General features: G+C 41.9%; 16 protein-coding genes and 1 tRNA gene. 7 read left to right on the plus strand and 10 right to left on the minus strand.

Features of this window, described 5'->3' with window-relative positions; translation table 11 throughout:
- The first annotated feature begins 310 nt into the window (after window positions 1-310).
- The 5 genes from BSM4216_RS13255 to BSM4216_RS13275 all read left to right on the plus strand — a co-directional run bounded on the left by BSM4216_RS13255 (window position 311) and on the right by BSM4216_RS13275 (window position 4403).
- Window positions 311-856 (plus strand): RNA polymerase sigma factor, encoded by a 546-nt coding sequence (locus tag BSM4216_RS13255; RefSeq protein ID WP_048623999.1) that lies wholly within the window; start codon window positions 311-313, stop codon window positions 854-856.
- Entirely contained in the window at window positions 849-1355 is a 507-nt protein-coding gene (locus BSM4216_RS13260) for an anti-sigma factor family protein (protein ID WP_048624000.1), read from the plus strand. The genes BSM4216_RS13255 and BSM4216_RS13260 overlap by 8 nt, the downstream gene beginning before the upstream one ends.
- 13 nt (window positions 1356-1368) lie before the next feature.
- Complete coding sequence (locus tag BSM4216_RS13265) at window positions 1369-2220, plus strand: hypothetical protein (protein ID WP_048624001.1); 852 nt, start codon at window positions 1369-1371, stop codon at window positions 2218-2220.
- 111 nt (window positions 2221-2331) lie between these two features.
- The gene (locus BSM4216_RS13270) at window positions 2332-3570 is read left to right on the plus strand and encodes an MGDG synthase family glycosyltransferase (protein WP_048624002.1); all 1239 of its coding nucleotides are present in this window, start codon (window positions 2332-2334) and stop codon (window positions 3568-3570) included.
- An 86-nt stretch (window positions 3571-3656) separates the two neighbouring features.
- Window positions 3657-4403, plus strand: a complete 747-nt coding sequence (locus BSM4216_RS13275) for a polysaccharide deacetylase family protein (RefSeq protein ID WP_048624003.1) — start codon at window positions 3657-3659, stop codon at window positions 4401-4403.
- A gap of 42 nt (window positions 4404-4445) precedes the next feature.
- Here the strand turns inward: BSM4216_RS13275 and BSM4216_RS13280 are convergent, their stop codons facing one another.
- The 3 genes from BSM4216_RS13280 to BSM4216_RS13290 all read right to left on the minus strand — a co-directional run bounded on the left by BSM4216_RS13280 (window position 4446) and on the right by BSM4216_RS13290 (window position 7091).
- Complete coding sequence (locus tag BSM4216_RS13280) at window positions 4446-5753, minus strand: VTT domain-containing protein (protein WP_048624004.1); 1308 nt, start codon at window positions 5751-5753, stop codon at window positions 4446-4448.
- Between the two features lie 178 nt (window positions 5754-5931).
- Window positions 5932-6519: a DNA-3-methyladenine glycosylase gene (locus BSM4216_RS13285; RefSeq protein ID WP_156179294.1), complete on the minus strand. Its 588-nt coding sequence runs from the start codon at window positions 6517-6519 to the stop codon at window positions 5932-5934.
- A 347-nt stretch (window positions 6520-6866) separates the two neighbouring features.
- Window positions 6867-7091 (minus strand): AbrB/MazE/SpoVT family DNA-binding domain-containing protein, encoded by a 225-nt coding sequence (locus tag BSM4216_RS13290; RefSeq protein ID WP_003352614.1) that lies wholly within the window; start codon window positions 7089-7091, stop codon window positions 6867-6869.
- 553 nt (window positions 7092-7644) lie between these two features.
- Here BSM4216_RS13290 and BSM4216_RS16910 point away from each other — a divergent pair.
- Window positions 7645-7803: a hypothetical protein gene (locus BSM4216_RS16910; RefSeq protein ID WP_003352615.1), complete on the plus strand. Its 159-nt coding sequence runs from the start codon at window positions 7645-7647 to the stop codon at window positions 7801-7803.
- 334 nt (window positions 7804-8137) lie between these two features.
- On the opposite strand, the gene BSM4216_RS13300 is transcribed toward BSM4216_RS16910, so the two are convergent.
- The 4 genes from BSM4216_RS13300 to efeO all read right to left on the minus strand — a co-directional run bounded on the left by BSM4216_RS13300 (window position 8138) and on the right by efeO (window position 12324).
- Window positions 8138-8210: transfer RNA gene (locus BSM4216_RS13300), tRNA-Lys, on the minus strand.
- Window positions 8211-8380: 170 nt separating this feature from the next.
- Window positions 8381-10132, minus strand: a complete 1752-nt coding sequence (locus tag BSM4216_RS13305) for an FTR1 family protein (RefSeq protein WP_048624006.1) — start codon at window positions 10130-10132, stop codon at window positions 8381-8383.
- Between the two features lie 30 nt (window positions 10133-10162).
- Window positions 10163-11470, minus strand: a complete 1308-nt coding sequence (gene efeB, locus BSM4216_RS13310; RefSeq protein WP_048624007.1) for an iron uptake transporter deferrochelatase/peroxidase subunit — start codon at window positions 11468-11470, stop codon at window positions 10163-10165.
- The gene (gene efeO / locus BSM4216_RS13315) at window positions 11470-12324 is read right to left on the minus strand and encodes an iron uptake system protein EfeO (protein ID WP_003352620.1); all 855 of its coding nucleotides are present in this window, start codon (window positions 12322-12324) and stop codon (window positions 11470-11472) included. Before efeO ends, efeB begins: the two co-directional genes overlap by 1 nt.
- A gap of 228 nt (window positions 12325-12552) precedes the next feature.
- Between efeO and BSM4216_RS13320 the strand changes: the two genes are divergently transcribed.
- Window positions 12553-13140, plus strand: a complete 588-nt coding sequence (locus BSM4216_RS13320) for a nitroreductase family protein (RefSeq protein ID WP_048624008.1) — start codon at window positions 12553-12555, stop codon at window positions 13138-13140.
- 752 nt (window positions 13141-13892) lie between these two features.
- Here BSM4216_RS13320 and BSM4216_RS13325 read toward each other — a convergent pair.
- The 3 genes from BSM4216_RS13325 to BSM4216_RS13335 form a co-directional block, all read right to left on the minus strand.
- Window positions 13893-14612 carry a YebC/PmpR family DNA-binding transcriptional regulator gene (locus BSM4216_RS13325; RefSeq protein ID WP_048624009.1) on the minus strand — a complete coding sequence of 240 codons (720 nt, stop codon included), beginning with the start codon at window positions 14610-14612 and terminating at the stop codon, window positions 13893-13895.
- Window positions 14613-15052: 440 nt separating this feature from the next.
- Entirely contained in the window at window positions 15053-15436 is a 384-nt protein-coding gene (locus BSM4216_RS13330; protein WP_048624010.1) for a hypothetical protein, read from the minus strand.
- Between the two features lie 12 nt (window positions 15437-15448).
- The gene (locus BSM4216_RS13335; protein WP_048624011.1) at window positions 15449-15979 is read right to left on the minus strand and encodes an NAD(P)H-dependent oxidoreductase; all 531 of its coding nucleotides are present in this window, start codon (window positions 15977-15979) and stop codon (window positions 15449-15451) included.
- Window positions 15980-16008 lie beyond the last annotated feature (29 nt).

Here is a 16008-nt window from a genome sequence, read left to right on the forward strand (position 1 = left end):
GTCATTACCCAAGAATGCTGAAAATGATTTTCGGTAAAAATGAACCTATCTTATTTGAACGGCGTCTTTTGTAAAGAACAGAAACGGACGATCGATTTTTGAGAAAAAAGACGAAACAGTCCATATTATAAGGGAAATTTGAGTGATTTCCACCCGATTTTCCCCGATCTTCCGCATCTGAATTCCGGCACCGGCAAATGGATCCTTAAATCTCCTATAAGAAGGCGTCCCATTATTTTAGCAAAAAATGTCGTTCCGATCTATCAACCATAGAAGGCTCGAGCTTTTCTTCACAGGGGGTTGAAAAAAGGTGGATCAAGAACTCACCAATTTAATACAAAAGGCCAGGAGCGGGGATTTGGAGGCGTTCTCTACACTGGTTTCCAAATATAAAGGCCAAGTATTCCGCCATGCTTTTTCGATCGTGAATGACCGAATGGAAGCGGAAGATATCGCTCAGGAAGCTTTTGTAAAAGCTTACTCATCGCTATCCAAACTGGATAATGACTTTGCCTTTGTTTCTTGGCTGACAAGAATCGTGACGAATATTTGTTACGACAAATTAAAAAAAAGAAAAAAAATACAAAAATTGCAGCTGCAAAGCAAGGATCGAGCCGAACACATGAGTATGACCTCATCTATCGATCGGACACAATTGAAGCTTGAAATTCAGGAAGCGATGCAAAAATTATCCCCGGACCAGCGCACCATACTTTCGCTGCGCGACATCCAAGGATATTCGTACGATGAAATTTCCAAAATGTTAAGCATTCCCCTTGGTACAGTGAAATCACGCATCCATTCGGCCAGAATCGCGTTGAAAAAAGAAATTTTCGGAGGCGAGCACAATGAATGACCATGTTCATGAACTCCTGTCAGCGTTTATTGATGGAGAATTAAACGAAGAGGAAAGAAAAAAAGTAGCAGACCATGTAGCAGAATGCCGTCAATGCAGCACTGAGCTAAAAGAACTTCAATGGCTGAAAGAAGAACTGTTTGCCGTTTATCATTCCATCGAAATACCGAATGTTCAATTTGAACACTCTGTTGTCCGGAAAATAAAACAAATCTCCTCGCCGTATCGCCCAATGAATCGATATGTTCGTTGGACTATGAGTTTCATCGCCCTACTAATGGCTGCCTTCATTCTCTCGAAAATGGGGAACGTGTTTTATGTAGGAATTACACTGGCCACTTCCTTTGTGCATATCGGATTAAGCGTGACTCATGCACTGGCCTCGGTTCTTTCGTCCATTCCATTGCTCTTTCTCGCTTGTGTTATCATTTCCATGGTTATTTTAGGAACATCGATTTGGGCCATTCAGTTTTTGCTCAGGGTAAAAAGTCTAGAATAGGGAGATGTAGAACATGAAAGGGTTTAACATTTTGAGTGCCTTTCTTTCCATCATGGTTTTGACTTTGCTGATCGTTCACCCTGCTCTGGCAGCAGATAAACTTATAATAGACAAAAAAGATGTCATCGTTCCCGAAAAAGAAAAAGTGGAAAATGTGGTTGTACTTGGAAATGACGCCGAGATCAGCGGACATGTCAAAGTCGGAGTCATCGTCGTGAACGGTGACCTTACGATGAACAAAACAGCCGTTGTAGGCGGTCCTGTCATTGTGATCGGCGGTCATGTTCATCAAGAAAAAGGGGCTCGTATCTCCGAGCATCTCATCACCGTTAATCTAAACGATCCCATGCAAAACAGCTTTATCTTCGGCGGATTTCTTTATTTATTCACTTGGGGCATACGGCTTGCTTTTAGTATTATATTAGTGATTGGCACCGTACTGTTAGGGATTATTTTGAAACGCAGAACATTCAGACACGAAGAACTTTTATTGAAAAGACCCGGTAAAACGTTGATCATTGGATTTATGGCAAGTTTAGCGCTGACAACGTTATGCACGCTTCTGGCTCTCACCATTATTGGCATACCGGTTGCCTTGTTGATATTTGTCGCAAGCGCTCTTTCCTTTTTTATCGGATTGCTTGTATTCAGCAAAGAATTGGGCAAACAATTGAAATTCATGGATGGCAAACCTGAATGGCTGAAATTGCTCTTCGGTTCAGCGCTGGCGGTCTCTATGATTAATTTTCCTGTCGTTGGAAGTGTCTGTCTGCTCTTGCTCATATGGTTTTCATTGGGCATTGCCATGACATGGCTTTTTTCAAAACCGCTCTTTGAAAGGAGAAAAAGCAAAAACTCTGATTAATTCATAAAGGGTTTTTGTTTTTTCTTCCTCGACCCGCTTTTTCTGACATGAACTTTTTTTGGACAACCTCAGTCTTTTCTATTGATCACAAAGATTATTGGGGGAAGAAGAATGTCAAAAGTGACGAAAAACAAAATCCTTATTCTTTCGGGTACGTTCGGACAAGGACACCTCCAAGCTGCCAAAGCTCTGGAAGAAGCCGTTCAGCTATGTTTTCCAAATGTGCAGCCTGTTGTTTTCGATTTTATTGCATGGGCTCATCCTCATATGTATCCAATCAGCAATTATCTTTACATAAAAGGATTGAAAGTCTTTCCTCAACTATATGGATTTTTTTATCAAAAAACCCATCCAAAAAGCGTATTTTCAACAAGAATACAGTCGTTGTTTTTCGTTGGACTAAGAAAGATGCTCCAATTGCTGGAGAAAGAGAAACCCGCGGTCGTCGTCAGCACCCATCCATTTGTGTCCGGAATACTTTCTAAACTGAAAGAATATGGATTAACGAATATCCCTTTTGTGACCGTGATTACAGATCATACGGATCACAGTTGTTGGATTCACCCTTTTACGGATCTTTACATAGTAGGTTCCAATGAAAGGAAAAAGAGATTGCTCAGACGAAATGTCCCGGAAGAGAAAATTGCCAGTACGGGAATCCCCATTCAGACAAAGTTTCTTTATCCTTATAAACGCGATGAATTTATTGTCAAGCACGGACTGGATGCCGAGCTTCCTACCGTTTTGATTATGGGAGGCGGAGATGGCCTTTTTGGCAAAGGTTTTCTCAATTTGCCAACGCTTGAATCCATCCCGGAAACTCTGCAATTGATTATTTTGTGCGGACGCAATCAGAAATTAAAACAAAAGTTGGAAGTAGAACTAAAACAGTCTAAACATCGGATTCATTTATTCAGTTATGTAGAATATGTCCATGAACTGATGGCAGTTTCGGACATCATTATCACAAAACCGGGAGGAGTGACCACGTCAGAAGCTTTGGCCATGGAGCTGCCCATGATTCTCTATCATCCTCTGCCCGGTCAAGAACAAGAAAACGCTCGTTATTTAACAAAATCCGGAGCAGCCATTCTGTCTGAAAATCCCGATGACTTAATCTTTCAAATTTCCAATTTGATAAAAAATAAGCCGCTCCTGCTGAAGATGAAAAAGAACTCTGAAAGAATCCAAAAAAAAGCCGCCGCATTCGATGCGGTGTTGGCCATTTATCAACTAATGGCCATGACAAGCCACCCTACTTACATCGTGGCAAATGGACACCAATTGAAAAAACGGAAATCGGCACGTTTTTTTAAAAAAAGAACGTCTATCCTCCACATCAACGGCTGAACCGTTATAATAGGATAAAGATAGGGAGATTCCTGTGTCATCTATGAATCTTCCTAGGCCTTGTAGAGAAGAAAGGATTTTGATTTATGGAGAAAATCATGATCTGCTTTTTTGTCTTTTTATGTTTTTATATGTTTATTCCTTATCTATTATCCTTTTGGTTCGGTGTTGGAGCATTTCGAAAAGGGAACGGTGAAAGCCAAGTCGCTTTCACTTTCGACGATGGCCCCGATCCCGTGTACACAGCACAACTGCTTGATCTTTTAAAGAAATATGGGGTCAAAGCCACCTTTTTTGTCGTCGGATCGAAAGCGAAAAAATACCCTAAACTCATCTTACGAATGCATAAAGAAGGCCATTTGATCGGAATTCATAATTACGTCCATCGATCCAATTGGCTGATGACTCCTTGGTCCGTTGTCCGCAACTTGCGGGACTCCGCGGCCATTGTTCAAAATATCACCGGCGTTCGGCCGTCTTATTACCGTCCGCCTTGGGGTCTGATGAATCTCTTTGATTTTTTTCTGCACAAGGAATTTCGCATTATTTTATGGTCCGTTATGGCAGGCGATTGGCGCAATAAAGGGACGAGCTTGATCATACAAAATAAGCTCCTGAAAAGGATTAAGCCCGGGGACGTCGTTTTGCTGCATGATTGCGGAGACACGCCGGGCGCCCATATTGACGCTCCTCACTATATGTTAAAAGCATTAAAAGAAGTTTTGAAAGAATTGAGGCAGCGTAACATTCAATTTGTCCGTTTAGATGAAATGATCGATAAACGTCCTATGAAAGTCCTCCCAAAACGCTCCCAACATCATCGAAAAAGATAAAAATTTTCTGGAAAACGGGCGGGAAGTTTCTTCTTCGCCCGTTTATTCTGCTTTCTCCATATGACTTCGTTTGGAAGCTTTGATCATATTTAAGAGCCTGGAAATTTCGATCATCAAAATGATCAAGCTTACCCAAACTCCTCCAAACGTATAGCCAGCCACTAAATCACTTGGATTTTCCGACCCTAAATAAATGCTGCTGACTGAGATCAGTGCAAATATCAGCATTTCTAATACAACAATCAAAACACTTCCTATTTTTCTTTGACTATGCCGAAGCACGATGTACAGAAAAAAGATGTAAAGCACAACCCATAAAAAACTTAATTCGCTCGGGAAAGATTGGCTGAACATGTTTGCAGCCGCAATATAGCTGAACAAAATATGGAGGCCTTTGCTTAAAATAAGAGCTCCCAGTATGCAAATGACATAATATTGGAATTCCAACCATTTGTTTTTTCCTTTGAAGAAAATCCATATAATCGTTAAAAAACCCACAAACAAAAGAGAGTTTCGCGACAATAAGGAATACATAGAATCGATCGGCTGTTTCCAGCGAGGATCCACTATATACGAAACGACAGCCTTCGTGATGGTATTAAATTGTCCAAATTCATTTTCGATAAAATCTTGAATCATCCCTACCATCAGACTGAACAAAGCGATAAACACAATGGCCATCCCGAAAATCAGCAGCTTCATGCCAAGGAAGCTGTGAAATCGTTTAAACATGGCTTCAAATAACAAAATCAAGTTTTCTCGAATCTTGCGGATGTTTACTTTAATGTACAAGTATATAGCATACACAAGACCAATTACGACGCAGCCAATGATCATATATAATTTGGCCTCTTGATGAAATTGCTCCCATTTTGGGCCGAAAATTTTTCCCAAAAAAATGAACGTCCCTACCCACAGAAACACGCCGATATACGCAAAAACAACAAAAGATCGAAAAGGCAAGCGGGTGATTCCCGAAAATAAACTAGTCACATGACGAACGCCGGGAATAAAAAAAGAAAATAACAATAATCTTCTTCCGTATTTTTGATTCCATCTTGAAATTCTTTCTATTTTCTCCGGTCCTAAATGAAACTTGCTTCCATATTTATAGAAAAAAGGGGCTCCCAATTTAAATCCAATCCAATAGGAAATCGTGACTCCTACAATTCCCCCCAAGCCCCCAAAAAGGACAGCGAGAGCAAAATGGACTTTTCCTTGATAAGCAAGAAAACCGACATAGCTCATAAGAATTTCGTTCGGGACAGGAACAATGATCAGCTCCAGCATTAACGAAAAGAAAAGGACGATGTATCCATATTGATCGATTAAATGGATCAATAAGTGCAACTTTGAACTCCTCCTGATTTTGAAGCATTCTATCGTAAAAGACTTTTCATTATTCCCAAAAGTTCAGCTTCTTTTACAATCCAATGATCGGATAAACCGCCCCTCTCCATCACATCGATTTTTTATCATCATTCCTGCGTCACATTTCTTCTGTCACCGGTTTTGGTGGGAATTTTATCTATTTCGAAACAAATCGGTTTCCACTTACCCAGAATCGCCATGGGTAGTCTTTAGCTTCTCCCGTATTTTCGATGCCGATTCTCTTTCCTTGTGAAATTGCCACAGGTTCAAATCCTTTTGCAATAAACAAGGGAGGTTTTTGAAGAGGACGGCCATAGTCTGCCATTGTAATCCCTAAAGCCTTCGTCAATTTGCCGGGGCCGTTTGTCAGCTGGCGCACGTCCTTAATCTTGCTTCTTCTTTGAAACATCAAATCGATGCCTTCATAAGGTTCAAGTGCACGAACCAGCACCGCTTCCGGCTGTTCTTTGCCGCCGCTTACTACATTAAACAAACAATGGGTATGCATCACGTATGTATAAGCCACCCCGGCTTCATGAAACATAATCTCCGTCCGTTTTGTCCTCCTGTTGCCATAGCTGTGGGCTGCGCGGTCTGTCGGACCCATATATGCTTCCGTCTCTACAATAAAGCCAGAGGCTATTCCCTCTTCCGTCTCTTTTACAAGCAGACAGCCAAGCAAGGCTTTTGCCAATTCAAGGGTCGGCTTCTGGAAAAATTCTATCGGCAATGGTTGATACTTCATATGCCCTTCCATTTCTTTTTCCTCCACTTTGCTGTTATTCCTAGCTTTCATGATAATATTATCGAAATACCTTTCTCTTTTCATTACAAAGAAAAAACCTAAAAAAAGCAAGGCGCCTGCCTTTAAAACGCCTTGCTTCAGAATGTAGACAAAAGGCATCCGATTGGGCATAACCGGACGCCTTTTTGTCTACACTCTCTGAGGCCGCATCAAACTTAATCAGTCTTCAATACAGCCGAGGATAATTTTTCAAACAAAAAGTATTTACAATGTTATAACAATGTAATAACATATAACTAGAGAATAGAGTCTGCCCGCCCCCTATTCTCATGAATTCGTACAGGTTTCTACTTCCTTGTTATGTCAAAATATTTTTCCACAACGTCTATCACTCGTGATTCAAAATCACTATTGATAGGCGTGATTTTTTTGTTTCTTAGTACGATCTCACCTTTGTCTTTTCGCAACTCGACTTCAACGGTGTCGCCCTCATTTAATTGTATTTCTTTCAGCATATCAGCAGGCAAATTGACACCTAATGAGTTGCCGATCCTTCTGATTTTTCTTTCCATTCAATCACCACCAGCCTTTATTATAGCAATTTCGCCCGCTTAATATGCCAGAGACCATAATCATGCACAATTCCTCTGAAATTATTAAAGGGACTATCATCAGCCCCTTCCAAAATAGCAGCTTATGACAATAATGGAATTTGATATTGGATCCCTTTTTTATTGCCATCACAAACGTCCGAAAGAGGGTAGAATTCATAAAATAAAGGGGATTCGTTCCCCCCTTAATGCAAAAAATATTAAGAAAATACACATAACAATAATAGATCTGTTATATTGTGAGTAGGGAAAACGGAAATAAAAGAACTAGAAAGTTAAGAGAAAATGATTGCAACGATCCATTTCAATGTTACCAAATCGGAACTTTAAGAAAGAGAGCATATACCAGAATGGTTAAAAAATGACTATTCTTATTGGGAAAAAGTTGTTTTTGATAAAAATTTTCCTTGTATTTTGAAACTGCTGCTGATAAAAAGGGATTTTTAAGGGGTCTGATAGGGACATGAAACATGAGGGGACAATTAAAAAAAATTGCAATAGGATGGCGAACAGGATGAATAAAAACACTTTAAGCCAAATTTCATTTGTATTGTCCGGCATTTCAGTCCTTATATTCGGAATTATCAAAAGACAAGGACTGACAGCATGGGGGCTTTTTGTTTTGTTCTTTGTTATAGCGATTTTGCTTCGAAACTATGACAAAAAACGATGAGCAATAAAAAATGACCAGAAATCAAAGCATTATCCTTCCAGAGTATAGACAAAAGGCATCTGAATGGACATATTCGGATGTCTTTTGTCATTTTCATGCTTTTAAAGATGGCGGTCAGACCAAAAAGTTTATTTTATGCTATTACCGGACTTTTCGATGATCGGCAAGCCACCTTATTCACATTCATCGCAGCAAAAGTATCTTTGCCAGCATTTCATCCATCTCTATTTTTTAATGACACACAAAAAAGCTATCGGCAAATCCCGGTTTCGGATTTGCCGACAAACGAAAAGCAAGGCGCCTTTAAAACACCTTGCTTTTTTGGACTTTATAATGGGGCATGCAGGGTTCGAACCTGCGACCTGCTGATTAAGAGTCAGCTGCTCTCCCAACTAAGCTAATGCCCCGTCTTCTTAAGAACATCTATTATACTACCATAATTTACTTTATAAATCAAGCCTTTACGGATGAAAGTTTTACCTTAAAAAATCCGGGGAGCGCGAATGTTCCGATATGGATTGAATCGACATCAAGAGAAGGCAACCGCTGATTCATACGGAACGCTCCCCTTATTAGGTTAAGCCGCCTTCTCACTTTTACGGTTTGATTTCTCTACCCAGTAAGCCGCTCCTGCAATGAGGACAACCAGCACAATCTGCGGAAGGATCGTTTCCATTGTCGGATAAAAACCGATCCATTCAATATTAGGCAAAGATGCCAAAGTATGCGCCGGAAGCAACTTGGCAACTTGCAAGGCATGGACGCTTACTCCGAGAATTTTAAACGATAAAAAGTAAATCAGCACAGTAGCAACCAAGAAAAACGGTCGAACCGGGATTTTGACGCTGAAATGAATAATCAAAAACCCAACGATGAACAAGATGACCAACGCTATTCCGATTCCTGCCAGCAATCGGCCGACACTCATCGAAGGAGCCATCCCAACATAAAAAATGATGGTTTCTGCTCCTTCTCTAAAAATAGCCAGAAAGCTGATCAACGACATCGTCCAAAGACGGCCGCCTTCAAGCGCTTGATTCATTTGCTGCTGAATATATTGATTCCATTGACGAACATTGGACTTATTATGCAGCCATGCCCCCACCGTCAACATCATCACAACGGCCGCGATTCCGGCAAACCCTTCAATATACTCACGGCTGGAAGCACCTGTCATTTTGGAAAAGGCCAAACTTAACACGATCGCAAACAATGCACTGGCGAGAATACCAGCGCCGGCCCCTCCCCATATCCATTTTTGTTTTTCCGCCTGATTCGTTTTTTTCAAAAAGGCGACAAGAGCCGCAATCACAAGCAATGCTTCCATGCCTTCACGCAGCAAAATCAAAGCGGCATCCCAAATGCTGTAGCTTGTTTGTTTCATTAGAGACTCGAGGCGGGAATGTAAGTCATTGATGATGGCTTCTGCCTTATGGATATCACCGCTGTTGGAGCTTAAAATACTGACTGCCGCCGGTACTTTCGTCTCCATATCATTGTACAATGCAGCGTCCCGAGTTTGAACTTCCCCTTCTACCATCGGCCAAATCGTTAAAACCTCATTTAAGGAGGAAACGGCCTTTGATTTATCATCCTTTTGGATCGCTTGGACACTATCCTTTAATAGTCGGTTTAAATCAGAAAGAGTATACTCTTTTGAGTTCGTTTTGGCGGACGCCTTTCCGGATAAAAAGTCATCAACCGATTGTTTCAATGACTGAAGGCTGTCTGTTGCCTTTTTTTGATCCACTGGCTCTTGGGTAAGAGCAATTCGCAAAAAGGACATATTTTTTTCGATTTCTCCATAAGAGGCAACACTTTGTTGTCGAACAGCCATTTCCGCCTCTCGATTCCATACGGTCTCAAATTGGCGATATTGATTATAGGCTTGTTCCCATTTTTTACTTTCAATCAAAGTTTTCATTTGTTCCATCATCGGCTGCAGTTGACGGACTTTATCTTTTTCTTCCTCTTTATTGCCTTTTGATTGCTGTTCTTCCAAAAGAATCAGCTGGCTTGATAAAGCGGAGAGAGCATGACGGAGATCCCCTGCATTTTTTTCGTGTAAAGCTTTTTTCGCCTTTTCCAATTCTTGGTTGATCCGCTTTACCTGTTTGCCGCTTGGTTTTTGAAGCGTATTCCATTCTTGCTCAAATTGCTGGATATCCTTTTGAATGACATCCCAGTCAGCTGATGATTGCGTATGCGTTAACGCATCACCGATAGGAACATACAATTCATCATACCCTTTCTCGGCATAAGCAGGAGAAATCTTTAGAAAACAAACCAATATGCCGATCACGACGATGATGATGTGAGATCGTTTCAAAATATCATCTCCTCATTTCCAAACGAGACTCTATTCAAACAGAGACTCTCCGATATAGCCGCCTTTTTTTACACCGGGGAAGCAGGCAAAAATGGCGCTTCCGCGATGGGTAATATATTCGTTTAATTTGTCGTTTTGAGAAAGCCTGGATTGAATGGGAATAAATTGCCGGCTAGGCTTGCGTTGGTAGCACATAAAGAGCAAGCCTGCGTCCAAACTTCCGGTTTTTGGATCCATCCCGTCGGCATAAGAATACGAACGACGCAAAATTTTTTCCGTTCCGTCATGATGCGCCAGCCGAACATGTGAATCGACCGGAATGTAATATTGACCATCCGGCCGTTTTTTCTTTAAATCAAGAGGATCGAATTCATCTTTTTGGCCAAGCGGAGCCCCGCTTGCTTTATGACGGCCAAAAGTCTCTTCCTGGTCGCGCAAACTGGACCTGTCCCATACTTCAATATGCATTTGAATTCTTCTGACGACTAAATAAGATCCGTTGATTAGCCAATTAGGCCCGTCTCCCGGCTGAACCCATACATACCGATTCATTTCTTTTGCATTGTGCACATCCGGATTGACCGTTCCATCTTTAAATCCAAATAAATTCCGCGGCGTATCTTTTTTGGAAGAAGCCGCTTGCTTGGAACGCTGAAATCCGGCTTGCGCCCAGCGGATCGTCGCTTTGCCGCGGGCGATTCTGACCAAATTTCGAACCGCATGGAAGGCCACTTGGGCGTCGTCTGCGCATGCCTGAATGCATAAATCTCCTCCGCACCATTTCTCATCCAACGCATCGAGAGGAAACTTCGGCAGTTCTTTTAATTCTCCGGGTTGCTTACGCTTTAAGCCAAAGCAATCCTTTCCATCTTTTACAAAAAGCGTGGGCCCCACACCAAAGGTAATCGTTAAATTAGAAGGCGAAAGCTCCTCTGCTTCTCCTGTATCTTTAGGGGGCAAAAAGTCGTTGCCGGAATTCTCTCCGACCGGCTTTCCGGCCGTCATCAACGCAGCGGCTTTCGTCCAATCTTGAAAGAGATCAATTAATTCTGATCGGCTCTCAGCTGTTACATCCATTGCAGCAAAGTACACATGATTTTGCATTGGTGTCGCAATTCCTGCTTGATGGGCACCATAAAAAGGAACGGTTTCGTCCTCTTTATCTTCTTCGGCCGCTTCCGGGAATAAGTTCGTCATCGTGAGCAGACTTCCGGCGCCGCTAGCCCCAAGCGCAAGGCCAATTCCTCCGGCTCCCGCTATTTTCAGCATATCTCTGCGGGAAATCTGCTTAGACAAAAAAGTTGGTTCTTCCGGTTGTTTCTTCGATTGTTCCGTCATTATGATTCCTCCACAACAATGCCCATTTTGGAAAGAGGCTCTGCCAGTGCATCAATCGCTTGGCTTAATTCTTTTACCTCTGCGGACGTTAACTCAGTGTATGGAACATATCCGTCGCCTTTTTTATGCTGATTGAGCAATTGGTTGACTTGATCAAAATGACTTCCGATTTCATCCGAAAGCTTCTTGTCTTTTTTCTCTAAAGCAGGCTTCAGCAACTCATAAATTTTTTCAGCTCCTTGGACATTTGCGGCAAAATCGTATAAATCAGTATGGGAATAGCGATCTTCTTCCCCCGTTACTTTCGATGTCGACACTTCATTCAATAAATCAACCGCACCGGTAATTAATATGTCCGGCGTCACTTTGACCGTTTCTACTTTGGCACGCAGCAATTTTACATCTTTCAACAATTGGTCTGCATATTGCTCATAGCCAACTGTCGTGTTCTCTTTCCACAAACCTTTTTCAATTCGATGGAATCCCCGCCATTCCGATGCCGGAACATCTCCTTCACGGGCGTCAATTTCAGGATCGAGGTCTCCAAATACTTCTGCAATCGGTTCTGACCGCTCATAATGCATCCGAGCCAGCGGATAAATTTGTTTTGCCTTTTCTATGTCACCGCTTTTGACAGCGTTTGTAAATTGTTCCGTGTCTTTTACAAGTTCATCTATTTCTCCAATGGCATAGCCACGATACTCTTTTGTGACTTGCGCCAATTCTTTTGACTGCTGCGTTGAAGCACTTTTGTCCGTCTTCTTAGGCTCAGAGTCTGTTTTAGAAGATTGAGAACAGCCGAATAACAGGCTGGATGATAACAATGTCACGAATGCAGCTTTCCAAATTTTCACTTTTCTTTTTCCTCCTCCATAGATGAATATGTATTCTATCAATCGAATAAAATATCAAACCGTTACAAATGTATTATATATAATAATGAGAATCATTTTCAATACTATTTTCATTCATTTTTCACAAAAATCCAACAAAAAGAGAAAAAACCAATTATTTGTCTGAAAAATAAAACTGTTTTACAATAGAATTAGATTCATATAATCGACATGGTAGGAGGGGTCCCTATGGGGAAAACGGAAGTCGTACGTCAGCCGGAATACGAAATTGATTCTGTATTTTTAGAGCGCTGGTCTCCACGTTCATTTTTAGAAAAAGAGGTGCCGGAAGATATCCTGCTTAGCCTGTTTGAAGCGGCACGATGGGCGCCGTCTGCTTTCAACCTTCAACCATGGCGCTTCATTCTGGCTCGGACTAAAGAAGACCGTGAAAAATTCATGACGTTCATCGGTGAATTTAACCAAACTTGGTGCAAAAAAGCTCCCGCATTCGCTTTGATTATCTCTCAATTGACTAGTGAAAGGGGCAATATCGGTTCTCACGCTTTCGACGCAGGCGCCGCTTGGGGTTATTTATCCTTGGAAGCAACGAGAAAAGGCTTGATTACGCATCCGATGACAGGAATTGATTTTGACAAAGCTCGTGAAGTATTGAATATTCCGGAAGACTATGCGATCGATGCTCTTATCGCCATTGGCTATCAAGGAGAAAAGGAAGCTTTGCCGCTACACTTGCAAGAAAGAGAAGTGCCATCCACTCGCCGGCCTGTGAAAGAATCCATCTTTGAAGGCAGCTTTGGCGAACCGCTTAAATAAGCAGTGGTGTACCTCTTATCTTTCACACATCGTACATATCTGTTACGTTTCTTTGATCGTTTTTATTGTTTTTTCTGGCGTTTTCGTTTTAATCGAATACGCCAAGAGCTAAGCGGTCGAGTATAGGTTCGATCGTTTTATCGTGTGATTACAAGCTATTTTGAATGAATATTGAACGATTTTTTCTCGCAAAAAAACGGTGCCCCGGAAGTCAGTTAGATAACCCGGGGCACCCTTTTTAATGTAAATCTTTTTATAGTATGATCGCGAATTTCATTCGCTTTCCGCGAGCGAACCGCAGCCTTCTCGCTCGTCCCTCGCTGCTAGGTATCGCCTAGTCTTGCTTTTCCCGCAGGAGTCTCGCCCATTTTGAGATCGTCACATTAAAATGTACCTAATGGTAGCCGTTTTGGCCATTAGCTGAACCGGATGTTTTTCCTTTCGGCTTTTGCTTGCTGTTTTGTTTCGTTCCGCCGTCTTTTTTCTTAGCCAACGAACTCCCTCCTTCGCATATAGGTAACATGCATTCCTTAATATGTGCAAAAAACGGAAGAAAATTTATCCCTTATTTACAAGAAAAGAGCGTTGATTACATCCTGCTGAGAACACTCGCCCTTTATGCCTCGATTGGTCTACTCTCCATCCTTCGAGAAAAAATCCTATTTATTCCCTTTAGTACATTTTTAAAGCATAAAAAAACCCAGCAACCTTTGTTGTTGCTGGATCGTTCTTTTTGGGCAAATACTCGGAAGTTATTCCCCTAAATCCACATTGTGGTACACTTGCTGAACATCTTCTAAATCTTCTAATGCGTCAATCATTTTTTCAAATTTGGCTTGATCTTCTTCTGAAAGGGTGACGTAATTTTGTGGAATCATCGTTAATTCCGCCACTTTAAAATCCGTTATTCCCACATTCTTGAATGCTTCTTGAACGGCATGAAATTGATCAGGGTCAGCATATACGATAACCGTGTCATCTTCTTCAAATACGTCCCGTACGTCCACATCTGCTTCTAATAATAATTCCAGCACTTCATCCGCTGTTTTCCCTTCGACTCCAATAACCGCCGTGGCATCAAACATATAAGCTACGGACCCGCTCACACCTAAATTACCGCCATTCTTTCCAAACGCTGCACGCACTTCTGACGCCGTACGATTCACATTATTCGTCAGTGCGTCCACGATCACCATCGATCCATTTGGTCCGAATCCTTCATAACGAAGTTCATCGTAGTTTTCATCGGAACCGCCCTTCGCTTTTTCAATCGCACGTTCAATAATCGCTTTAGGCACATTATACGTTTTCGCACGTTCCAGTACCACTTTTAACGCACGGTTGGCTTCCGGATCCGGTTCTCCTTGCCGGGCCGCTACATAAATTTCACGTCCAAATTTCGCATAAATACGACTCATATTCGCATCTTTCGCAGCTTTTTTATCTTTTATATTATTCCATTTACGTCCCATGAAGTTCCACTCTCTTTCCGACACAAAATGATTCACAACACTTTTAAAACATCCATTCAAGGTGTGGAGACGGAATTTTTCATAAAAACCACTAAATCATATGAAGATGACGCACTTATCTGCTTTTGAATTATACACCAATTGCATAGGTGGTTTCGAGTGTTGTTTCATACGTTTCAAGAAAAAGATACAATATCTTCTATTCCGCCTGTTTTTTCCTTATTCCAGGATGAAACATGAAGGAATGCCGTTTTTACTGCTTTTCACGCAAAATTTACTATCATTTTCCGATTCAGAAAAATATGGATAAGTTTTTTTATCCTTTACGGAAACGATCCTTTTGCTATTAAATTTTACTGAGACAAGATCCCTGCCAAACACATTGGTGAAACGGCAAAAAAAGGACCATCAGCAGAAAAGCAAGTTTCTGCTGATGGTTTTTATTGGTCATCTTGATCTTTATTCATCAAACGCAAAGCTTCCCGATATTGATCATCTTTTATGGGATCTTCCACTTTTGAAGGATTTTCCTCATCTGAATGGTCGGCGTCTTTCGAAACTTGCTTCCAAAAGTTTTTCAGCACTTGCCGATACTCGTCATCCGCCATGATCGATTGAAGATCTTCATCCTCGTGATGCCGGACATGATCGTCAGATTGGGGGAGCGGCGGCCGATCTGTTCCGGACTCTTCCTCTTCTTGACGTTGAGTACGTTCTTCCTCCGATCGGCCTGATGGTTCCTTAGTGACGGCACGGGTATTGACGGTCACTAAACCGGTGAGTACCAAAATCGAAAGGATGATACAAATAATCGTTGTCAGCATCCGGTCATCCCCCTATTCTTCCTCTGCCATTTTCTTGGCCACCCGAGCCACCCGCTCACCAAGGGCCCTTCCCAATTCCAACCCATTGTTGTCAATCGGTTCAGGGGAGTCAGGCGGACAGCTGATTCCCACGCCATAATATGAACCGTAAAAAGCATTTTCAGGAATATTACCCGGCAAGCCGACGACAATCATTCCATGGTGAAGCATGGGGGTGATCAAATTCAGCATGGTGGATTCAACACCGCCGTGAATCGTAGCAGTCGTGCAAAAAACGGCTCCAACTTTATTCACCAGCTTTCCTTCCGCCCAAAGGTAGCCGAGACGGTCAATCCAAGTTTTCAAGCCTGAACTGACCGTGCCAAAATGTCCCGGTCCTCCCCAAATAATGGCATCCATTTCCGGAAGTTTATAAATATCGGCATCCTTCACATGATCGATGAGGACTTCCGCTCCGGGCACTTTCTTCGCACCCTCCGCAATGGCTTCAGCGAGAGTTTTGGTATGCCCGCCTTCGCTGTCATACACCACATAAATTTTCATTGGGTCTACCCTCCTGTTCTTTGAAACTT

It is taken from the genome of Bacillus smithii, assembly GCF_001050115.1.
Taxonomy (GTDB): Bacteria; Bacillota; Bacilli; order Bacillales; family DSM-4216; genus Bacillus_O; species Bacillus_O smithii.